Raw genomic sequence first — 21,720 nt, forward strand, 5'->3', positions numbered from 1 at the left:
ATCGTCGTCCGTCCTCGAGGACGAGGACGGCGGCCCCGACACGACCCAGAAGGGCTCCTAGTCCGTGCCAACGACACGCCTCAGCACCGAACCCACCGCCGTCCTCGTCCTCGAGGACGGACGACGATTCCGGGGACAGGCCTACGGCGCCCGAGGCCGCACCCTGGGCGAGATCGTCTTCGCCACCGGCATGACCGGCTACCAGGAGACGCTGACCGACCCGAGCTACGCCGGCCAGATCGTCGTGCAGACCGCGCCCCACATCGGCAACACCGGGACCAACGACGAGGACATGGAGTCGCGCCGCATCTGGGTCGCCGGCTACGTCGTCCGCGACCCCTCCCGCGTCGTCTCCAACTTCCGCGCGCAGCGCTCCCTCGGCGACGACCTGGAGACCGACGGCATCGTCGGGATCTCCGGCGTCGACACCCGGGCGATCACCCGCCACATCCGCTCGGCCGGCTCGATGCGCGCCGGCGTGTTCTCCGGCGAGGACCTCGCCCTCCCCGAGGAGGAGCAGCTCGCGCTGGTCCTCGGCGGCCGGCAGATGCAGGGGCTCAACCTCTCCTCCTCGGTCTCGACCGACGAGCAGTACACGGTGCCCGCCCGCGGCGAGCGCGTCGGCTCGGTCGCGGTCATCGACCTGGGGGTGAAGACCTCGACGGTCAACTACCTCGCGGAGCGCGGCTTCGACGTGCACGTGCTGCCCGAGTCGGTGACCGCCGAGCAGGTGCTCGCGCTCGACCCGTCCGCGCTCTTCTTCTCCAACGGCCCCGGCGACCCCGAGGCCTCGGACCGCCACGTCGAGCTGCTGCGCACCACCCTGCGCGCCGACCTGCCGTTCTTCGGCATCTGCTTCGGCAACCAGCTGCTGGGGCGCGCTCTCGGCTTCGGCACCTACAAGCTCCCGTTCGGCCACCGCGGGATCAACCAGCCCGTGCTCGACAAGCTCACCGGCCGCGTGGAGATCACCTCGCAGAACCACGGGTTCGCCGTGGACGCGCCGATCGAGGGCGAGCTGGACTCGCCCGAGGGCTTCGGCCGCGTCGAGGTCAGCCACTACTCCCTCAACGACTCGGTCGTGGAGGGCCTGCGCTGCCTCGACATCCCCGCCTTCTCGGTGCAGTACCACCCGGAGGCGGCGGCCGGCCCGCACGACTCCAACCACCTCTTCGACCGCTTCCGCGAGATGGTCGTGCAGCGCACGGCCGGGCGCGGGGCCTCGGAGCCCACCGACATCCCCACGACCAGCAGCATCGGAGAGCAGAAGTAATGCCGCGCAGGGAAGACATCCAGAGCGTCCTGGTCATCGGCTCCGGCCCGATCGTCATCGGACAGGCCGTCGAGTTCGACTACTCCGGCACCCAGGCCTGCCGCGTGCTGCGCGCCGAGGGGGTGCGCGTGATCCTCGTCAACTCCAACCCGGCGACGATCATGACCGATCCCGACTTCGCCGACGCCACCTACGTGGAGCCGATCACGCCCAAGGCGATCGAGGCGATCATCGCCAAGGAGAAGCCGGACGCGATCCTGCCGACCCTCGGCGGGCAGACGGCCCTGAACGCGGCCATCCAGCTGCACGACCTCGGGATCCTCGAGAAGTACGGCGTCGAGCTCATCGGCGCGAGCTTCGAGGCGATCAACCGCGGCGAGGACCGGCAGATCTTCAAGCAGCTGGTGCTGGACGCGGGCGCCGACGTCGCGAAGTCCTACATCGCGCACACCGTCGACGAGGCGATCGAGTACGCCGAGGACCTGGGCTATCCCCTCGTCATCCGCCCGTCGTTCACCATGGGCGGCCTGGGCTCCGGCTTCGCCTACACCCGCGAGGAGCTGGTGCGGATGGTCGGCGACGGCCTGCACCAGAGCCCCACCACCGAGGTGCTCCTGGAGGAGTCGATCCTCGGCTGGAAGGAGTACGAGCTCGAGCTCATGCGCGACACGGCCGACAACACGGTGGTCGTCTGCTCGATCGAGAACGTCGACCCCGTCGGCGTGCACACGGGCGACTCGATCACCGTCGCACCGGCGCTGACCCTCACCGACCGCGAGTACCAGAAGCTGCGCGACATCGGCATCCGGATCATCCGCGACGTGGGCGTGGACACCGGCGGCTGCAACATCCAGTTCGCGATCGACCCGGCGGACGGCCGGATCATCGTGATCGAGATGAACCCGCGCGTCTCCCGCTCCTCCGCCCTCGCCTCCAAGGCGACCGGCTTCCCGATCGCCAAGATCGCCGCGAAGCTCGCCATCGGCTACCGCCTGGACGAGATCCCGAACGACATCACCAAGGTGACGCCGGCGAGCTTCGAGCCGACGTTGGACTACGTGGTCGTGAAGGTCCCGCGGTTCGCGTTCGAGAAGTTCCCGGCCGCCGACAAGACGCTGACCACGACCATGAAGTCGGTGGGCGAGGCGATGGCGATCGGCCGCAACTACGCGCAGGCGCTGCAGAAGGCGCTCCGCTCGCTCGAGAAGCGCGGCTCGTCGTTCCACTGGGGTGCGCAGGAGCGCTCGGTCGAGGAGCTCCTCGAGATCGCGAGGACCCCGACCGACGGCCGCATCGTCACCGTGCAGCAGGCGCTGCGCCTGGGAGCCACGGTCGAGCAGGCGTTCGAGTCCACGAAGATCGACCCCTGGTTCCTCGACCAGATCGTGCTGATCAACGAGATCGCCGACCTGGTGCGCGAGCACGACGGCCTCGACGCCGGACTCCTCCGCCTGGCGAAGGACCACGGCTTCTCGGACGCGCAGATCGCCGAGCTCCGCGGGCTCGACGAGGCGGAGGTCCGCCGCACCCGCTACGCGCTGGACGTGCGCCCGGTCTACAAGACCGTCGACACCTGCGCGGGCGAGTTCCCGGCGCTCACGCCGTACCACTACTCCTCGTACGACGAGGAGACGGAGGTCGTCGCCGCCGACCGCCGCAAGGTCGTCATCCTGGGCTCCGGCCCCAACCGCATCGGCCAGGGGGTCGAGTTCGACTACTCCTGCGTGCACGCCTCGTTCGCGCTCTCGGACGCGGGCTTCGAGACGATCATGATCAACTGCAACCCCGAGACGGTCTCGACCGACTACGACACCTCGGACCGCCTCTACTTCGAGCCGCTGACTCTCGAGGACGTGCTCGAGGTCATCCACGCGGAGTCGCAGTCCGGCGAGCTCGTCGGCGTCGTCGTGCAGCTGGGCGGCCAGACGGCGCTCGGGCTCGCCGCGGGCCTCGAGGCGGCCGGCGTGCCCATCCTCGGCACCACCCCCGCGAACATCGACCTCGCGGAGGAGCGCGGCGCGTTCTCGCGGATCCTCGACGAGGCGGGGCTTCTCGCTCCGCGCAACGGCACCGCGACCGACCTCGACGGCGCCCGCGAGGTCGCGGTGGAGATCGGCTACCCGGTCCTCGTCCGTCCGTCGTTCGTCCTCGGCGGGCGCGGCATGGAGATCGTCTACGGCACGCCCCAGCTCGAGGACTACTTCGAGCGGATGGCCGGCGAGGGGATCATCGACGAGGCGCACCCGCTGCTGGTGGACCGCTTCCTCGACGACGCGATCGAGATCGACGTCGACGCGCTCTTCGACGGCGAGCAGCTCTACATCGGAGGAGTGATGGAGCACATCGAGGAGGCCGGCATCCACTCCGGCGACTCGGCGTGCACGCTCCCGCCGGTGACGCTCGGCCGCCGCCAGATCGACCAGGTGCGGGAGGCGACCCTCGCGATCGCGCAGGGCGTCGGCGTCCGAGGACTGCTGAACGTCCAGTTCGCGATCGGCCAGGGCGTGCTCTACGTGCTCGAGGCGAACCCCCGGGCCTCGCGCACCGTGCCGTTCGTGTCGAAGGCGCTGGGCATCCCGCTCGCGAAGGCCGCGTCGCGCCTGATGGTGGGCGAGACCATCGCCGCGCTGAAGGCCGAGGGCCTGCTGCCCGAGCGCGACGGCTCCGACGTCCCGATGGACTCTCCCATCGCGGTGAAGGAGGCGGTCCTGCCGTTCAAGCGCTTCCGCACCAAGGAGGGCCAGATCGTCGACTCGCTGCTCGGGCCCGAGATGCGCTCCACTGGCGAGGTCATGGGGATCGACCGCGACTTCCCGCGCGCCTTCGCGAAGAGCCAGGACGCCGCGTACGGCGGCATGCCGGCGAGCGGGACCGTCTTCATCTCGGTCGCCGACCGCGACAAGCGCTCGATCGTCCTGCCCGCGCTGCGCCTGCGTCAGCTCGGCTTCGACATCCTCGCGACCGAGGGCACGGCCGAGGTGCTGAACCGCAACGGGATCCACGCCCGCGTGGTCCGCAAGTACAGCGAGACCGCCGAGGGCGACGCGCCCTCCATCGTCGAGCTGATCGCCCGCGACGAGGTCGACGTGGTGATCAACACGCCCAGCGGAGGAGCGACCCGCGCCGACGGCTACGAGATCCGCGCCGCCGCGGTCGCCGCGGACAAGCCGCTGTTCACCACGATCGCCCAGCTCGCGGCGGCGGTCGCCTCGCTCGACGCGGCGAACGAGCCCTTCGAGGTGACGAGCCTGCAGGACTACGCCCTGCGCCGCGCGGAGCGCACCGCGTGAGCGGCGGCGCGGCGGGCACCGCCTCCTTCGGCTCGCGCCTCGAGGCGGCGTTCGCCGCGCACGGCCGGCTCTGCGTCGGGATCGACCCGCACGCGTACCTGCTCGACGCGTGGGGCCTCGCCGACGACGCGGCCGGGCTCGAGAGCTTCGGCCGAACGGTCGTCGAGGCGGCGGCCGGCCGTGCGGGCGTGGTGAAGCCGCAGATCGCGTTCTTCGAGCGGCACGGCTCGGCGGGCTACGCCGCGCTCGAGCGCGTGCTCGCCGACGCCCGCGAGGCCGGACTGCTGGTGATCGCCGACGTCAAGCGCGGCGACATCGGCACGAGCGTCACCGCCTACGCCGAGGCGTGGCTCCGGCCCGGCTCGCCGCTCGAGGCGGACGCCATGACCGCGGCGGCCTACCAGGGGCTCGGCTCCCTCGAGGGGATGCTGACCCTCGCCGAGGAGGCGGGCAAGGGCGTGTTCGTCCTCGCAGCCACCTCCAACCCCGAGGCCCGCCCCGTGCAGCGCGCCCTCGTGCAGGACGGCGGCCGGGCGGGATCCACCGTGGCGCGCGCGGTCGTGGCGGACGTGGCATCCTGGAACGACGCTCACGCTCGCGCGTCGATCGGCTCGGTCGGCGTGGTGCTCGGCGCCACTGTCGCCCTGGGCGACTTCGGCATCGGCATCGACGAGCCGCTGCACCCCGCACTTCCGGTGCTCGCGCCCGGCTTCGGCCACCAGGGCGCAGCCGTCGCGGACGCGCAGCGGCTGTTCGGCGCGCTGAGCGCCGCCACCATCGTCAGCGAGTCGCGCAGCGTGCTCGGCGCCGGCCCCTCGGGGATCGCGGCCGAGATCACCCGCCGCGCGACCGACATCCAGGAGACCCTTGTCCGCTGAAACCGTCAGCCCCGATCCCGGCGCCTCCTCGCGCCCGGAGGCCGTGCGCCGTCCCTCGCCGCCCGAGGTCGACCGGCGCGCCGCCTCCGAGGCCGCGATCGCGGCGCGCCGTGCCCGCGCCGCCGTCAAGAAGGCCGTCGCCGCCGGACGCCGCCCCGCGACCGCCGTGCTCGCGGCGGCCCAGGCCGAGCCGCTCGGAGTCGAGGGGCGGATGCGCGTCAGCGAGCTGCTCCGCGCGGTGCCGGCGCTCGGCGTGGTGAAGACGCCCCGGGTGATGGACCAGCTGCGGATCGCCGAGTCGAAGCGCCTCGGCGGGCTCGGCCGGCGCCAGGTCGAGGGCCTGGCGTCGTTCCTCGAGGAGCGGGAGTCCCGGCAGCGCCGCCCCGGCCGCAACCGCCTGCTCGTCCTCGCCGGTCCGACCGCGGTCGGCAAGGGCACCGTGTCGACCTACATCCGCGAGAACTACCCGGACGTCCTGCTCTCGGTCTCGGCCACCACCCGGGCCCCGCGTCCGGGCGAGGTGGACGGCGTCAGCTACTACTTCGTCGACGACGCCGAGTTCGACCGGATGGTCGCGGCGGGGGAGTTCCTCGAGTACGCCGTCGTCCACAACGCTCACCGCTACGGCACGCCCCGCGGCCCCATCGACGCCGCGCTGGAGCAGGGCCGGCAGGTGATGCTCGAGATCGACATCCAGGGTGCCCGCCAGGTGCGCGAGCGGATGCCGGACGCGCGGCTGGTCTTCCTCCTGCCGCCGAGCTGGGACGAGCTGGTCCGCCGGCTGGTCGGCCGCGGCACCGAGAGCGCGGAGGAGCAGGAGCGCCGCCTGGCCACCGCGAAGGTGGAGCTGGCCGCGCAGGACGAGTTCGATTTCGCCGTCGTCAACAGCACCGTGCCCGAAGCGGCCCGCGAGGTCGTAGAATTGATGTCGCCTCGTGCCGACGGCGCGCCCGCTGACCCGGGCCGCTGAGACCGGGCCACCGACCACCTCCGGGCCGACGCCCCGGGTCCCACCGGGCACACGCCCCTCGGAGCCCGCGCGCCTGTGTTGCTCCGGAGCCGCAGATCGGCGCTGATGCGCCTGCAAGGAGACACCCATGGCCAACAACCTCGGCATCATCGACCCGCCCATCGACGAGCTCCTCTCGAAGGTCGACTCCAAGTACGCGCTGGTGATCTTCGCCTCCAAGCGCGCCCGCCAGATCAACGACTACTACGCCGACCTCCACGAGGGCAGCCTGTTCGACAACGTCGGCCCGCTGGTCGACTCCACCATCGACGACAAGCCCCTCTCGGTCGCACTGCACGAGATCAACGAGGACAAGCTCGTCGCCAAGCCCCTCGCCGAGTAGTCCCCTCCGGGTGGGCTCCTCTCTCGAGGCCGGCCGACGGCTCAACGTCGTCGTCGGCATCACCGGCGGCATCGCCGCGTACAAGGCCGTCGGAGTCGTCCGCGCGCTGGTCCTCGCGGAGCACGACGTGCACGTCGTCGCGACCGAGGCCGCGCTGCGCTTCGTCGGGAAGCCCACCCTCGAGGCCATCTCGCGGAACCCGGTGCACACCGAGCTCTACGAGGGCGTCGCCGAGGTCCGGCACGTGGCCATCGGCCAGGCCGCCGACCTCATCGTGATCGCGCCCGCGACGGCGCACACGCTCGCCAAACTCGCTGCCGGCCTCGCCGACGACCTGCTCGGCAACACGGTGCTCGCGAGCACCGCCCCGCTCGTGGTCGCCCCCGCGATGCACACCGAGATGTGGGCGAACGCCGCCACCGTCGCGAACACGGCGGTGCTCCGCTCCCGCGGCGTGCACGTCGTCGGCCCCGCGGTCGGCCGCCTCACCGGCGCCGACTCGGGCCCCGGCCGCATGGAGGAGCCCGAGACGATCGTGGCGGAGGCCCTCGCCGTCCACGCCCGCTCCGCCTCCGCCCGCCGCGACCTCGCGGGCGTGCGCGTCCTCGTGACCGCCGGCGGCACCCGCGAGCCCCTCGACCCGGTGCGCTTCGTCGGCAACCGCTCCAGCGGCAGGCAGGGCGTCGCGCTCGCGCTGGCCGCTGCGGCCCGGGGCGCGGAGGTCACCCTCCTCGCCGCGAACCTCGACGTGCCGGCGCCGGAGGGCGTCACGGTCCTCCCGGTGGGCACCGCGCTCGAGCTGCGCGAGGCCGCCCTCGCCGCGGCCCCCGGCGCGGACGTCGTGATCATGGCCGCGGCCGTCGCCGACTACCGGCCCGCCGCGGTCGCCGACGCGAAGATCAAGAAGGAGCAGCAGGGCGACCGTCTCGTCCTCGAGCTCGTCAAGAACCCGGACGTCCTCGCCGAGATCTCCGCCTCCCGGCGGGAGGGGCAGATCGTCGTCGGCTTCGCCGCGGAGACCGAGCCGGACCGGGACGCGATGCTCGCCCTCGGCCGCGCCAAGATCGCCCGGAAGGGCTGCGACCTGCTCGTCCTCAACAGGGTGGGCTGGGCCGAGGGTTTCCAGAGCGACAGCAACGCCGTCGTGGTCCTCGATCGGGCCGGCGATATAGTTGGCGAGGCCTCGGGCAGCAAGGCGGAGGTGGCCGATCGCGTCCTCGACGCGGTCGTGCGCTAGCCCCGCCGGTCCGCCCGCCCAGGCGCCGATCGCCTGCCGCCCGGCATCGCGCCCGCCAGGCCACTCCCGGTACGAACGACCCCGGTCCGCACGAGCCGGGACGAGAAGAGAAGCATGACCTCCGGTCCCCTCCGCCTGTTCACCTCCGAGTCCGTCACCGAGGGCCACCCGGACAAGATCTGCGACCAGATCTCGGACCGCATCCTCGACGCCCTGCTCCGCGAGGACCCGCACAGCCGGGTCGCCGTCGAGACGCTGGTCACGACGGGGCTCGTGCATGTCGCGGGCGAGGTCTCCACGAGCGGCTACGTCGAGATCCCCAAGATCGTGCGCGACACGATCGTCGAGATCGGCTACGACTCCTCGGAGAAGGGCTTCGACGGCCGCTCCTGCGGCGTCTCGGTCTCGATCGGCCAGCAGTCGCCCGAGATCGCGGCGGGCGTCGACACGGCGCTCGAGGTCCGCTCCTCCGAGGCGGGCGAGGACGCCTTCGACCGCCAGGGCGCGGGCGACCAGGGCCTGATGTTCGGCTTCGCGACCGACGAGACCCCCGAGTACATGCCGCTGCCGAGCTGGCTCTCGCACCGCCTCGCCGAGCGCCTGGCCGCCGTCCGCAAGTCGGGCGAGCTCGACTACCTCCGACCCGACGGCAAGACCCAGGTCACCATCGGCTACGACGGCACGACGCCGTCCACCATCGACACCGTCGTCCTGTCCACCCAGCACGCCGAGCACGTCAGCACCGAGACGATCCACGCGGACATCGCGGCGCACGTCATCCGCCCCGTCCTCGAGACGGTCGACCTCGACTCCTCCGCCGTGCGCCTGCTGATCAACCCGACGGGCCGCTTCGAGATCGGCGGCCCTCAGGGCGACGCCGGGCTCACCGGCCGCAAGATCATCGTCGACACCTACGGCGGAGCGTCCCGCCACGGCGGCGGCGCGTTCTCGGGCAAGGACCCGTCGAAGGTGGACCGCTCGGCCGCCTACGCCATGCGGTGGGTCGCCAAGAACGCGGTCGCCGCGGGGCTCGCCTCGCGGCTGGAGGTGCAGGTCGCCTACGCCATCGGCAAGGCGGCCCCGGTCGGCCTCTACGTCGAGACCTTCGGCACCGGCACCGTCTCCGACGAGACGATCACCGAGGCGATCCGCTCGGTCTTCGACCTGCGCCCGGCCGCGATCATCCACGCACTCGACCTGCTCCGCCCGATCTACGCGCAGACCGCGGCCTACGGCCACTTCGGCCGGGAGCTGCCCGACTTCACCTGGGAGCGCCTCGACCGGGTCGACGACCTGCGCTCCGCCGCGGGCCTCTCGTAGCGGGCGCGGCGGCGATGGCGACGAGCGGAGCCGTCGCGCGCGTGCTCCTGGACTCGCCCCTCCCGCAGCTCGACCGGCTCCTGGACTACGCGGTGCCGGAGGCGCTGCGGGGCGAGGTGGTCCCCGGCGTGCGCGTGCGGGTGCCGTTGCGGACCGGAGGCCGGATCGCCGACGCGTTCGTCGTCGAGACGGGGGAGGGGACCGAGCACGCCGGAGCGCTCAGCGGCATCGAGGAGCTGGTCTCGCCGCTCGTCGTGCTGACCCCGGAGGTCTGGGCCCTCGCCCGCCGGGTGGCCGACCGCGCCTCCGGAGGCGCGAGCGACGTGCTGCGCCTGGCCGTGCCGCGCCGCCACGTCCGCGTCGAGAAGGCGCGACTCGCCGCGGGTCCCGCTCCTGCGGCGCCCGCGGTCGGGGCGGGCGGCGTGACGGGCTACCCCGACGCCTCCTTCGCGGGACTCGCCGAGGGGGCCCGGCTGGCGGTCGGCGCCGTGCCCGCTCCGGTGAGGCTCGACTCGGGCGCGTGGGTCGGCGGCTGGGCCGTCACGCTCGCCGAGCTCGCCCGGGACACGCTCGCCGCGGGCCGCGACGCGATCCTGGCCGTCCCCGACTACCGCGACCAGGAGCAGCTGGAGCTGGCCCTCGCCGCCCTCGTCCCCGCGGAGGCGGTGGTGCGCCTCGATGCGCGGCAGAAGGGCGCCGAGCGCTACTCCGCCTTCGTCCGCTGCCTCGATCCCGGGCCGCGGGTCGTCGTCGGCAACCGCTCCGTCCTCTACGCGCCCTCCTCCGCCCTCGGCCTGATCGCGCTCTGGGACGACGGCGATCCGCTCTTCGCCGAGCCGCTCGCGCCCTACGCGCACGCCCGCGACGTCGCCCTGGTGCGGCAGGAGCAGAGCGGCGCCGGCCTCGTCCTGCTCGGCAACACGCGCACGGTCGAGGTCGAGCGGCTCGTCGAGATCGGCTTCGCGACCGAGGTGGAGCCGCGGCCGAGCCGCCGCCCGCACGTCGTGCCGACCGCCCAGCAGTGGGCGGCCGACGAGCACGACGCGGCAGCGCGCATCCCCTCCTCCGCCTGGCGGGAGGCGCGGAAGGCCCTCGACTCCGGTCCCGTGCTCGTCCAGGTCGCGCGCCCCGGCTACGCGCCGGTGGTCGCCTGCGCCCGCTGCCGGACCGTCGCACGCTGCAACCGCTGCCAGGGTCCGCTCGGCGTGCACTCCGAGGGCGGGCGGCCGAGCTGCGGCTGGTGCGGCCTGATCGCGGCCGACTGGACCTGCTCCGTCTGCGAGGCGACGGCTCTGCGCCTCGTCTCCCTCGGCGCGGGCCGCACCGCGGAGGAGCTCGGACGCGCCTTCCCGGGTGCCAAGGTGATCGTCGCCGACGGGCAGCGCCCCGTGCTCACCCTCCCCGACGAGCCCGCGCTCGTCGTGGCCACGCGCGGGGCGGAGCCGCGGGCCGACGGCGGCTACCACGCCGTCCTGCTGCTGGACGGCGAGCGGATGCTGGCCCGCGAGAGCCTGCGGGTCGCCGACGACGCGCTCCGCACATGGTCGAACGCCGCGGCGCTGGCCCGCCCGGGCGCGCCGGTCCTCCTGGTCGGGGTCGGCGGCCGGCTCGCGACCGCCCTGGCGACCTGGCGGCAGGCCGAGTACCTCCGGGCCGAGCTCCAGGAGCGGCGCGCTCTGCGCTTCCCGCCCGCGGTGCGCCTGGCCACGGTGAGCGGCGACGCGCACGCGGTGGAGGAGGCGCTCGACGCGCTCGACGAGGACGACCGGCACGAGGTCCTCGGTCCTGTCGGGCTCGAGGACGGCTCCGTCCGGGCGATCGTCCGGTTCGACTACGCTCGCGGTGCGGATGTGGCCGCGCGCCTCCGCTCCGCCGTGATCCGCAACGCCACGCGCCGTCGTCGCCCGCCGACCACGCCCGGCCGCTTCCGGCCGGCCCCCCGGCTCCGGGTCCGTCTCGACGACCCCGACATCCTCTGACTCCCCAGGAGACCCCCGTGCGCCTCGTCTTCGCCGGCACGCCCGCCGCCGCCGTTCCGACCCTCCGCGACCTCGCCGCCTCCGCGCACGAGGTCGTGGCCGTGGTCACCCGGGAGGACGCCCCGGTGGGACGCAAGCGCGTGCTCACCCCCTCGCCGGTCGCCGTCGTGGCCGAGGAGCTGGGGATCCCGGTAATCCGGGCGAACCGCCTCGTCGAGGACGTGACCGACCGGATCGCGGAGCTCGCCCCCGACCTCGGCGTGATCGTGGCCTACGGCGGCCTCGTCCGGCAGCGCCTGCTGGCGGTGCCGCGCCTGGGCTGGATCAACCTGCACTTCTCCCTGCTGCCGCGCTGGCGCGGGGCGGCTCCCGTCCAGCGGGCGCTGATGGCGGGCGACACGCGGATCGGCGCGAGCGTCTTCCAGCTGGTCGCCGAGCTCGACGCCGGTGACGTGTACGCCGAGCTCGCCGTCGACGCGGGGGAGCGCACCGCGGGCGAGCTGCTGACGGAGCTGGCCGCGAGCGGCGCCGGCCTCACCCTCGGCGTGGTCGACGCGCTGGAGGAGGGCACGGCCGTCGCGACTCCGCAGACCGGAGAGGCGACCCCCGCTCCCAAGCTCGACGCCGCCGACGGCCGGATCGACTGGAGCCTCCCGACCGCGCGGGTACTCGCGCTCGTGCGCGGAACGACTCCCGAGCCCGGAGCCTCGACCGCGGTGGGGGACGCGCGCCTCAAGGTGCTCGCGGTCCGCGCGGCCGAGGGGGACCTCGCTCCCGGCGTCGTCCGCCTCGACTCGGGGCGCGCCCTCGTCGGCACCGCGGACGGAGCGGTCGAGCTGGTCACCGTCCAGCCCGCCGGCAGGACCCCGATGGCCGGCGCCGCCTGGGCCCGCGGCCTGCGCGAGAGCACGGTGCTCGCTTGAGCGCCCGTCGCGAGGCCGCTCCCGCCCGGCGGGTCGCCTACGACGTCCTGCTCGCGGTGAGCGGGTCGGACGCCTACGCCAACCTGGTCCTGCCCGCGCGGATCAGCGCCGCCGGCCTCTCGCCCGCCGACGCGGGACTGGCCACCGAGCTCTGCTACGGCACTCTGCGGATGTCCGGCTACTACGACCGCGTGATCGCCCTCGCGGCCGGCCGGTCCGTCGAGACCATCGATGCGCCGGTGCTCGACGCGCTGCGCCTGGGCGTGCACCAGCTGCTCGCGACCCGCGTGGCCCCGCACGCCGCGGTGAACGAGAGCGTCGCGCTCGTCGCGGCCGGCTCCTCGCGGGGAGCGGTGGCCTTCGCCAACGCCGTGCTGCGCGCGGTCTCGCGCTCGGGCGCCGGCGAGTGGCGCGAGCGGGTCTCCGCGGCCGCGGTCTCCGGCGACGACCGGATCGCCGCGCTGAGCTCCCACCCCGTGTGGATCGTGCGCGCCCTGCGACGGGCGCTGGCGGCGGAGGGGGCGGCCGACGAGCTCGACGCGCTGCTCGCCGCCGACAACGCGGCTCCGCGGGTGAACCTGGTGGCTCTGCCGGGCCTGGCGTCTCCCGGCGAGATCGCCGGCGCCGAATCCGACCGCTTCTCGCCGGTCGGCATGACCAGCACCGGCGGCGACCCGGAGGCAGTCCCCGCGGTGCACGAGGGCCGCGTGCGCGTGCAGGACGAGGGCTCCCAGCTCGCCGCTCTGGCGCTCTCCCGGGCACGGCCGGTCCGCCCGGGCGAGCGCTGGCTCGACCTGTGCGCGGGACCCGGCGGCAAGGCGGCGCTGCTCGCGGCGGAGGCGCGCGCAGGCGGGGCGGCGCTGCTCGCCAACGAGGTGGTCCCGGGCCGCGCGGGCCTGGTGCGGCAGGCGCTGGCCGCCGTCGACCCGTCGGTCGAGGTGCGCACCGGCGACGGGCGCGACCTGGGCGACGAGCAGCCGGGCTCGTTCGACCGCATCCTCCTCGACGCGCCGTGCACCGGTCTCGGTGCGCTGCGGCGTCGGCCCGAGGCGCGCTGGCGCAAGTCCGCGGCCGACGTGGAGCCGCTGGCCGCCCTCCAGGGCGAGCTGCTCGACTCCGCGGTCCGGGCTCTCGCTCCCGACGGGCTGCTGGCCTACGTGACCTGCTCGCCGCACCTCGGCGAGACCCGGCGCGTGCTCGCCCTCGCGCAGGAGCGGCACGAGCTCGAGCTCGTCGACACGCCGGCCGTGCTGCGCGCGGTGACGGCGGACCCGCTCCCGCTGCCGGACGGCCCCCTCCACGTGCAGCTCTGGCCGCACCGGCACGGCACCGACGCCATGTTCGTCCAGCTCCTCCGCCGCCGCCGGCCCCTCGAGGCGGCGTCCGGAGACGCCTGACCCCTCCGGAGCGGGAGCGTGCTCAGCCGGGCGGACGCCGAGGACGCTCCGATCTAGGCTGGACGCATGCCCGCACGGATCAACCCCAGCATCCTCTCCGCCGACTTCGTGAACTTCGAGGCCGAGCTGCAGCGCATCGCCGGAGCCGACCTCGTGCACGTCGACGTGATGGACAACCACTTCGTGCCGAACCTCACCTTCGGGCTGAACATGGTCCAGCGCCTCCAGGACGTCTCGCCCCGCCCGCTCGACCTGCACCTGATGATCGACGACCCCGACCGGTGGGCCCCCGACTACGCCGAGACCGGCGCCTTCTCCGTGACCTTCCACGCCGAGGCCGCGCGCGACGCCGTGGCCCTGGCGCGGCGCCTGCGCGGGATCGGCTCGCGGGCGGGGATCGCGCTCAAGCCGGGCACGATGGTGGACGACTACCTCGACCTCCTGCCCGAGTTCGACCAGGTCCTCGTGATGACGGTCGAGCCCGGCTTCGGGGGCCAGTCCTTCATGCAGGAGACGATGCCCAAGCTGCGCACACTCCGGAACGTGGTGGACCGCACCGGGCTCGACGTCTGGCTCCAGGTCGACGGCGGGATCGCACCCGGCACGATCGAGATCGCAGCGGAGGCGGGAGCCGACACCTTCGTCGCGGGCTCCGCGGTCTTCGGCGCGGACGACCCGGAGGCCGCGATCGCGTCGCTGCGCGAGACGGCGACCGCTCACCTGCACCGGCACTGAGGCGTCCCGCGCCCGGCCGCCGTATAGACTTCCCCGGTGAAAACTTTCGACGACCTCTTCGCTGAGCTGGGCGAGAAGGCCGCCGCCCGTCCCGAGGGTTCGGGCACCGTCCGCGAGCTCGACGCCGGCGTGCACTTCATCGGCAAGAAGATCGTCGAGGAGGCAGCCGAGGTGTGGATGGCCGCCGAGTACGAGGGCGACGAGCGCACCGCCGAGGAGATCTCGCAGCTGCTCTACCACCTGCAGGTGCTCATGCTCGCCAAGGGACTGACGACGGCCGACGTCTACCGGCATCTGTGAGCCCCGCCCCGCTCGCCGGGGTGCGCCTCCGCTCCGCGCCGTCGCGCCCGCACGCTCCCCGAGGAGCCGTGCCGCCCCCTGAACAGCCGTCGAGTCATGAAGGACGTCCCGTGACCACCACCCCCGCCCCGGCGCTCCTGCGCGTCGCCGTCCCCAACAAGGGCTCCCTCTCGGAGACCGCCGGTCAGATGCTCGCGGAGGCCGGCTACACCGGCCGCCGCGACCCGAAGGAGCTGCACGTCGTCGACGAGCGCAACGGGGTGGAGTTCTTCTACCTGCGCCCGCGCGACATCGCCACCTACGTCGGCTCCGGCGCTCTCGACGTCGGGGTCACCGGCCGCGACCTCCTGATCGACTCCGGCTCCGAGGCGCGCGAGATCGCGAGCCTCGGCTTCGCCAACTCCACCTTCCGCTTCGCCGGGCCCGCAGGCCGCTACGACGAGCTCGCGCAGATCGACGGCCTCCGCGTGGCGACCAGCTACCCGGGCCTCGTGGGCCGCTTCCTCCGGGAGCACGGCGTCGAGGTGACGCTGATCCGCCTCGACGGCGCGGTCGAGTCCGCGATCCAGCTCGGCGTCGCCGACGTCATCGCCGATGTCGTCGAGACCGGCACCACGCTCCGCAAGGCCGGCCTCGAGATCTTCGGCCCGGTCATCCTGGACTCGACCGCCGTCCTGGTCTCCGCCGCGGGGGAGCCCGAGGGCATCCCGGTGCTGCTGCGCCGCCTGCAGGGCGTGCTGGTCGCCCGCGAGTACGTGCTGCTCGACTACGACTGCCCCGTCGCGCTCCTGGAGAGCGCCACGGCGATCGCCCCGGGCTTCGAGTCGCCGACGGTCTCGCCGCTGCACGACGCCGAGTGGGTGGCCGTCCGCGTGATGGTGCCGCGCTCGGACATGAACCAGGTGATGGACCGCCTGTACGACCTGGGCGCCCGCGCGATCCTGGTCACCTCCATCCACGCCGCGCGCCTGTAGAGGGGGAGCCGATGAGTCTCGCCGTCCGCGTCATCCCCTGCCTCGACGTCGCCGCCGGCCGCGTCGTGAAGGGCGTCAACTTCCAGAACCTGCGCGATGCGGGCGACCCCGTCGAGCTCGCCCGCCTCTACTTCGAGCAGGGCGCCGACGAGCTGACCTTCCTCGACGTCACCGCCACGGTCGACGACCGCTCGACCACCTACGACGTGGTGCGGGCGACCGCCGAGCAGGTCTTCATCCCGCTCACGGTCGGCGGAGGCGTGCGCAGCGCCGAGGACGTCTCGCGACTGCTCGCGCACGGCGCCGACAAGGTGGGCGTCAACTCCGCCGCGATCGCCCGGCCCGAGCTCCTCGGCGAGATCGCCGACGTCTTCGGCGCGCAGGTGCTCGTGCTCTCGCTCGACGTCAAGCGGAGCGACGCCACGGCGTCCGGCTTCGTCGTCACCACTCACGGCGGACGCCGCGAGACCGAGCTCGACGCCCTGGCCTGGGCGGCCGAGGCCGTCGAGCGCGGCGCCGGGGAGCTGCTGGTCAACTCCATCGACGCCGACGGCACCAAGCAGGGCTTCGACCTCGAGCTGATCGCCGCGATGCGCGAGCTGAGCTCCGTGCCGGTCATCGCCTCCGGAGGCGCCGGCGCCGTCGAGCACTTCGCTCCGGCCGTCGACGCGGGAGCCGACGCCGTGCTCGCCGCCTCCGTCTTCCACAACCGCGAGCTGACGATCGGCGACGTCAAGCGCGCGCTCGCCGCCTCCGGGATCGAGATCCGATGACCCCCGCCGAGCTCGACGCCGTCCTGGACCGCGCCGCCTTCGATCCGACCGGGCTCCTGCCCGCGATCATCCAGCAGCACGACACCCGCGAGGTGCTCATGATGGGCTGGATGGACCGCGAGGCGCTCCGGCGGACCCTCACCGAGGGCCGCGTCACCTTCTGGTCGCGCTCGCGCCAGGAGTACTGGCGCAAGGGCGACACGTCCGGGCACGCGCAGTACGTGCGGGGTGCCGCCCTCGACTGCGACGCCGACACCCTGCTGGTCCAGGTCGAGCAGATCGGCGCAGCCTGCCACACGGGCGAGCACGCCTGCTTCGACGTCGACCCCCTCGTGCCGTTCACCGGCCTCGGTCCGGCGGAGTGAGCATGAGCGGACGGCGGCTGAAGTACACGGCGATCCTCGGGGTCGTGCTGCTCGCCGCGCTCGAGCTGACCTCCTCCACCCAGACCTGGTCCACGCTGACCCTGGCCGCGATCGAGGGGGAGGGCCAGCGGATCGACGTGGCCGGGACCGTCGCCGCGCCCGCGCTCTCCGCCCTGGCGCTCGCGGGCCTCGCCCTCGCCGCGGCCCTCGCCATCGCCGGCCCCGTCTTCCGGATCGTGCTCGGTGTGCTCCAGGCCGTCCTCGGCGCCTCGGTGGTGCTCGCGGCCGCGACGGCACTGGGCGACCCCGTGCGCGCCGGCGCTTCGCTCGTCACCGAGGCGACCGCCATCGCGGGGGAGCAGTCCGTCGCGGCGCTCGTGGCCTCGTCCTCCGCGACGGCCTGGCCCGTCGTCGCCCTGGTCTGCGGCGTGCTCACCGCGCTGCTCGGGATCGGCGTCCTCGTGACCTCGGGCCGCTGGCCGGGAGCGGCGCGGAAGCGCGCCTCCCGCTTCGAGCCCGCCGACGGCTACGGCCACGGCGCGTCGACCGTGCAGACGGACGACGGCGACATCGACCCGGTCGTCTCGTGGGACGAGCTCTCGCGCGGCGACGACCCCACCTCGGGCCGCTGACACCGGCCGCGGTCGTGTCCGGCGGTCCGGCATCCCCGCCTCCTGCAGGCGGCTGCGCAGGCGAGTCCGGGGCCGGGCGCTCAGGCGCCTCACGCTAGACTGCTCTGGTCCCGATGCACCCCCAGGAGGAGACCCATGAGCACCGAGCACGACGACGACAACCACGGCCACTCGCCCGCAGCGTGGACGGCCGTCGTCATCATGCTGGTCGGATTCACGATCGGCACGATCGCGTTCTGGTTCGACGTGCCCCTGGTGGTCTGGCTCTCGGCCGGCCTGGTCGTGGTGGGTCTGCTCGTGGGCATGGGCATGGCCAAGGCGGGCTACGGCGTCAACGGCGCGAAGGCGAACCCGAAGGCGCGCGCCTAGGTGCTCGCCGACCTCACCGCCGGCGCCCTGGCCGACGCGGCCCGGCGCCGCGAGAGCGCCCCGCTCGAAGCCGTCGAGCGCCGCGCGCTCGCCCAGGCGCCCGCCCTCGACGCCCTGGCCGCTCTGGCCCCCGCCGAGCGCGTCAGGATCATCGCCGAGGTGAAGCGCGCCAGCCCGTCGCGCGGAGCCCTCGCCGACATCCCCGTCCCCGCCGAGCTGGCCGGGCAGTACGAGCTCGGGGGAGCGAGCGCGATCAGCGTCCTTACCGAGGAGCGCCGCTTCAAGGGGTCCCTCGCGGACCTCGAGGCGGTCCGCGAGCGCGTGTCGATCCCCGTCCTGCGCAAGGACTTCGTCGCCGAGCCGTACCAGGTCCTTGAGGCCCGCGCGGCCGGAGCCGACCTGGTCCTCCTCATCGTCGCCGCGCTCGAGCAGCCCCTGCTCGCCGAGCTGCACGCCCTCGTGCTCGAGCTGGGGATGACCCCGCTCGTCGAGACGCACTCGGCCGACGAGCTCGAGCGGGCCGCCGACCTCGGCGCGCGGCTCATCGGCGTGAACGCCCGCGACCTCTCCACCTTCCAGCTCGACCGCGACCTCTTCGGCCGCCTCTCCGAGCGCTTCCCCGACGATGCGGTGAAGGTGGCCGAGTCGGCCGTCCTCACCGCCGACGACGTCGCGCACTACCGCGGCTCCGGAGCCGACGTCGTCCTCGTGGGCGAGGCTCTCGTCACCGGCGGCGACCCCGTCTCCACCCTCGCCGGCTTCCTGGCGCACTGACCACACCGATAGGCGGTACCCCCATGGCACTCCGGGATGAACTCGGCCCCTACTTCGGCGAGTTCGGCGGACGCTACGTCCCCGAGTCCCTCGTCGAGGCCCTCGACGAGCTGAGCGCCGAGTACGAGCGCACGAAGGTCGATCCCGCGTTCGCGGCAGAACTGATGGAGCTGCACCGCAGCTACACCGGTCGTCCGTCGATCATCACCGAGGTGCCGCGGTTCGCCGAGCACGCCGGCGGTGCGCGGATCATCCTCAAGCGCGAGGACCTCAACCACACCGGCTCGCACAAGATCAACAACGTGCTGGGCCAGGCGCTGCTCACCAAGCGGATCGGCAAGACCCGCGTCATCGCCGAGACGGGAGCGGGCCAGCACGGCGTCGCGACCGCCACGGCCGCCGCCCTGTTCGGCCTCGACTGCGTGGTCTACATGGGCGAGGTCGACACCGAGCGCCAGGCCCTCAACGTCGCCCGCATGCGCCTGCTCGGCGCCGAGGTGATCCCCGTGACGACCGGCTCGCGCACCCTCAAGGACGCGATCAACGACGCGATGCGCGACTGGGTGACGAACGTGGGCACCACGAACTACATCTTCGGCACCGTCGCCGGCCCGCACCCGTTCCCGGCCCTCGTCCGGGACTTCCAGAAGATCATCGGCGAGGAGGCGCGCGAGCAGGTCCTCGAGCTCACCGGCTCGCTGCCCACCGCGGTCACCGCCTGCGTCGGCGGCGGCTCCAACGCGATGGGGATCTTCCACGCCTTCCTCGATGACCCCGAGGTCCGCCTCGTCGGCTTCGAGGCCGGCGGCGACGGGATCGAGACCCCCCGCCACGCGGCGACCATCAGCAAGGGCCGCCCCGGCGTCCTGCACGGCGCCCGCAGCTTCCTCCTCCAGGACGAGGACGGCCAGACCGTCGAGTCGCACTCGATCTCGGCCGGCCTCGACTACCCGGGCATCGGCCCGGAGCACGCGTGGCTCTCGAGCATCGGCCGCGCCGATTACCGCGCGGTCACCGACTCGGCCGCGATGGACGCGCTCATGCTGCTCAGCCGCACCGAGGGGATCATCCCGGCGATCGAGTCCGCGCACGCGCTGGCCGGCACGCTGGAGCTCGGGCGCGAGCTCGGCCCCGAGGCCACCATCCTGGTCAACCTCTCGGGCCGCGGCGACAAGGACATGACGACCGCTGCGCACTACTTCGGCCTCATGGACCAGGGCGCGGTGCAGTCGTGAGCGGCCGCGGACCGAGCGTCGCCGAGACCGTCCGGCGCCGGAACGAGGAGGCGGCGGGCGCCCTGATCGGCTACCTCCCCGTCGGCTTCCCCGACCTGCCGACCAGCATCGACGCCGCCGTGGCCATGGCCGAGAACGGCGTCGACGCGATCGAGCTCGGTCTGCCCTACTCCGATCCGGTGATGGACGGACCCGTCATCCAGGAGGCGACCCAGGCCGCCATCGCGGGCGGCTTCCGCCTCCGCCACGGCTTCGAGGCCGTCCGCGAGATCCGGGCGCGCGTCGACGTGCCGGTCCTGGTGATGACCTACTACAACCCCGTCCTGCAGTACGGGGTCGAGCGCTTCGCCACCGATCTGGCCGAGGCCGGCGGGTCCGGCCTCATCACGCCCGACCTGATCCCGGACGAGGGCGCCGAGTGGCTCGCCGTCTCCGAGCGGCTCGGACTCGACCGCGTGTTCCTCGCGGCACCGTCCTCGACGGACACGCGCCTGCGCCAGGCCGTCGACTCGAGCCGTGGATTCGTCTACGCGGTCTCGACGATGGGCATCACCGGCGCGCGCACCGATGTCGACTCCGCGGCCCGCACCCTGGTCGACCGCCTCCGCGCCGCCGGCTCCGAGAGCGCGTGCGTCGGCCTGGGCATCTCGACCGGCGAGCAGGTCGCCGAGATCCTCGCCTACGCGGACGGCGCCATCGTCGGATCCGCCCTGGTGCGGGCGCTGGCGTCCGGCGGGGTCGACGCGGTCGCCGAGACCTCCCGCGGCCTCGCCGAGGGCACCCGCCTGCGCTCCGCGCGCTGACACCCTCCCGCTACAATCGGGATGCCCACCGGGGCGCGGCCGAGCCGTGCCCGGGGGACCCCCTCCTTCGAAAGGTCGAGTACCGGTGTCCGTACCGCTGAGCATTCCGAGCCCCCCCGACGCGTGGAGTCAGTACGACCTCACGATCGGCACCTTCACGCTCGCGATCCACACCTACGCGCTCTGCATCCTCGCGGGGATCATCGTGGCGACGATCATGACGAACCAGCGCCTCAAGCGCCGCGGCGCGGAGCCGTGGGTCGTGCTCGACATCATCATCTGGGCGGTGCCGCTCGGCATCGTCGGCGCCCGCGCCTACCACGTGCTCACCCACCCCGGCGACTACTTCTACGACGGCGCCGACCCGTGGGAGGTCGTCCGCATCTGGAACGGCGGCAACGCCATCTTCGGCGGGCTCATCGGAGGCGCGGTCGGCGCGTTCATCGGCTGCCGCTGGACAGGAGTGCGCTTCTGGACCTTCGCCGACGCCCTCGCCCCCGGCATGCTCGCCGCTCAGGCGCTCGGGCGCCTGGGCAACTGGTTCAACCACGAGCTCTTCGGCCTGCCCACGACCCTGCCCTGGGGCCTCGAGATCGAGACCACCAACCCGGCCTTCCCCGTCGGCCTCCCGGCGGGCACGCTCTTCCACCCGACCTTCCTCTACGAGATCCTCTGGAACGTCGTCGGCATCGCGGTCATCCTCCTGCTCGAGCGCCGTCTCAAGCTGCAGTGGGGCACCGTCTTCGCCGCCTACCTGATCTGGTACGGGATCGGCCGCGTCTGGTTCGAATCCATCCGGATCGACCCGAGCGAGTTCTTCTGGGGCATCCGCACCAACGTCTGGGCCGCGCTCATCGCCGTGGTCATCGGCCTGGTCCTCGTGGTGATCCAGAAGCGCGAGCACCCGGGCGCCGAGCCCTCGGCCTACCGGCCGGGTCGCGAGTGGACGCCCGCCCCGGCTGCGGTAGAATTCGAGGACGTCGAGTCCGACTCCGACGACACCACCACCCCTGCTTCCGGCACCGACGCCGAGAAGCCGACGGTCTCCCGCACCTGACGGAGGTCGCGGAGCCTCCGCGACCGCCTCCCGGGTGCCCGACACCTCCACGAC

General features: G+C 73.4%; 21 protein-coding genes. All 21 read left to right on the top strand.

The window, feature by feature from the left end:
* Positions 1-64 precede the first annotated feature (64 nt).
* The 21 genes from carA to lgt all read left to right on the top strand — a co-directional run bounded on the left by carA (position 65) and on the right by lgt (position 21,666).
* Positions 65-1,273, top strand: a complete 1,209-nt coding sequence (gene carA / locus C5C35_RS11475) for a glutamine-hydrolyzing carbamoyl-phosphate synthase small subunit (RefSeq protein ID WP_104225321.1) — start codon at positions 65-67, stop codon at positions 1,271-1,273.
* Complete coding sequence (gene carB, locus C5C35_RS11480; protein ID WP_104263163.1) at positions 1,273-4,563, top strand: carbamoyl-phosphate synthase large subunit; 3,291 nt, start codon at positions 1,273-1,275, stop codon at positions 4,561-4,563. Before carA ends, carB begins: the two co-directional genes overlap by 1 nt.
* Positions 4,560-5,441 (top strand): orotidine-5'-phosphate decarboxylase, encoded by an 882-nt coding sequence (gene pyrF / locus C5C35_RS11485; RefSeq protein ID WP_104246781.1) that lies wholly within the window; start codon positions 4,560-4,562, stop codon positions 5,439-5,441. The genes carB and pyrF overlap by 4 nt, the downstream gene beginning before the upstream one ends.
* A gap of 43 nt (positions 5,442-5,484) precedes the next feature.
* Positions 5,485-6,411: a guanylate kinase gene (gene gmk, locus C5C35_RS11490; RefSeq protein ID WP_104354723.1), complete on the top strand. Its 927-nt coding sequence runs from the start codon at positions 5,485-5,487 to the stop codon at positions 6,409-6,411.
* A gap of 127 nt (positions 6,412-6,538) precedes the next feature.
* Positions 6,539-6,793, top strand: coding sequence for a DNA-directed RNA polymerase subunit omega (gene rpoZ, locus C5C35_RS11495; RefSeq protein WP_104221835.1), 255 nt, complete (start codon positions 6,539-6,541; stop codon positions 6,791-6,793).
* A gap of 10 nt (positions 6,794-6,803) precedes the next feature.
* Positions 6,804-8,030: a bifunctional phosphopantothenoylcysteine decarboxylase/phosphopantothenate--cysteine ligase CoaBC gene (gene coaBC / locus C5C35_RS11500; RefSeq protein ID WP_104237507.1), complete on the top strand. Its 1,227-nt coding sequence runs from the start codon at positions 6,804-6,806 to the stop codon at positions 8,028-8,030.
* 114 nt (positions 8,031-8,144) lie between these two features.
* A complete protein-coding gene (gene metK, locus C5C35_RS11505; protein WP_104221839.1) occupies positions 8,145-9,350 on the top strand; it encodes a methionine adenosyltransferase in 1,206 nt (401 codons plus the stop codon).
* Between the two features lie 14 nt (positions 9,351-9,364).
* Positions 9,365-11,329 carry a hypothetical protein gene (locus tag C5C35_RS11510; protein ID WP_104263164.1) on the top strand — a complete coding sequence of 655 codons (1,965 nt, stop codon included), beginning with the start codon at positions 9,365-9,367 and terminating at the stop codon, positions 11,327-11,329.
* A 17-nt stretch (positions 11,330-11,346) separates the two neighbouring features.
* Positions 11,347-12,252: a methionyl-tRNA formyltransferase gene (locus C5C35_RS11515; RefSeq protein WP_181134113.1), complete on the top strand. Its 906-nt coding sequence runs from the start codon at positions 11,347-11,349 to the stop codon at positions 12,250-12,252.
* The gene (locus C5C35_RS11520; RefSeq protein WP_258066379.1) at positions 12,249-13,649 is read left to right on the top strand and encodes an RsmB/NOP family class I SAM-dependent RNA methyltransferase; all 1,401 of its coding nucleotides are present in this window, start codon (positions 12,249-12,251) and stop codon (positions 13,647-13,649) included. The genes C5C35_RS11515 and C5C35_RS11520 overlap by 4 nt, the downstream gene beginning before the upstream one ends.
* 66 nt (positions 13,650-13,715) lie before the next feature.
* A complete protein-coding gene (rpe, locus tag C5C35_RS11525; RefSeq protein ID WP_104263167.1) occupies positions 13,716-14,384 on the top strand; it encodes a ribulose-phosphate 3-epimerase in 669 nt (222 codons plus the stop codon).
* A gap of 36 nt (positions 14,385-14,420) precedes the next feature.
* Positions 14,421-14,684, top strand: a complete 264-nt coding sequence (locus C5C35_RS11530; protein ID WP_055791842.1) for a phosphoribosyl-ATP diphosphatase — start codon at positions 14,421-14,423, stop codon at positions 14,682-14,684.
* Positions 14,685-14,794: 110 nt separating this feature from the next.
* Positions 14,795-15,658: an ATP phosphoribosyltransferase gene (gene hisG, locus C5C35_RS11535; protein WP_104221851.1), complete on the top strand. Its 864-nt coding sequence runs from the start codon at positions 14,795-14,797 to the stop codon at positions 15,656-15,658.
* 11 nt (positions 15,659-15,669) lie between these two features.
* Positions 15,670-16,431, top strand: coding sequence for an imidazole glycerol phosphate synthase subunit HisF (gene hisF, locus C5C35_RS11540; protein WP_104221853.1), 762 nt, complete (start codon positions 15,670-15,672; stop codon positions 16,429-16,431).
* Positions 16,428-16,796: a phosphoribosyl-AMP cyclohydrolase gene (gene hisI, locus C5C35_RS11545; RefSeq protein WP_104221855.1), complete on the top strand. Its 369-nt coding sequence runs from the start codon at positions 16,428-16,430 to the stop codon at positions 16,794-16,796. Before hisF ends, hisI begins: the two co-directional genes overlap by 4 nt.
* Before the next feature lie 2 nt (positions 16,797-16,798).
* Complete coding sequence (locus C5C35_RS11550) at positions 16,799-17,428, top strand: Trp biosynthesis-associated membrane protein (RefSeq protein WP_104260723.1); 630 nt, start codon at positions 16,799-16,801, stop codon at positions 17,426-17,428.
* A gap of 135 nt (positions 17,429-17,563) precedes the next feature.
* Positions 17,564-17,797 (top strand): DUF6704 family protein, encoded by a 234-nt coding sequence (locus tag C5C35_RS11555; protein WP_104221860.1) that lies wholly within the window; start codon positions 17,564-17,566, stop codon positions 17,795-17,797.
* Positions 17,798-18,571 carry an indole-3-glycerol phosphate synthase TrpC gene (trpC, locus tag C5C35_RS11560; RefSeq protein WP_104221862.1) on the top strand — a complete coding sequence of 258 codons (774 nt, stop codon included), beginning with the start codon at positions 17,798-17,800 and terminating at the stop codon, positions 18,569-18,571.
* A gap of 23 nt (positions 18,572-18,594) precedes the next feature.
* A complete protein-coding gene (gene trpB, locus C5C35_RS11565; protein ID WP_104225310.1) occupies positions 18,595-19,806 on the top strand; it encodes a tryptophan synthase subunit beta in 1,212 nt (403 codons plus the stop codon).
* Complete coding sequence (gene trpA / locus C5C35_RS11570) at positions 19,803-20,609, top strand: tryptophan synthase subunit alpha (protein ID WP_104232657.1); 807 nt, start codon at positions 19,803-19,805, stop codon at positions 20,607-20,609. The genes trpB and trpA overlap by 4 nt, the downstream gene beginning before the upstream one ends.
* 85 nt (positions 20,610-20,694) lie before the next feature.
* Positions 20,695-21,666 (top strand): prolipoprotein diacylglyceryl transferase, encoded by a 972-nt coding sequence (lgt, locus tag C5C35_RS11575; RefSeq protein ID WP_258059820.1) that lies wholly within the window; start codon positions 20,695-20,697, stop codon positions 21,664-21,666.
* Positions 21,667-21,720: the final 54 nt, after the last annotated feature.

Source organism: Rathayibacter sp. AY1F8 (genome assembly GCF_002932165.1).
Lineage (GTDB): Bacteria > Actinomycetota > Actinomycetes > Actinomycetales > Microbacteriaceae > Rathayibacter.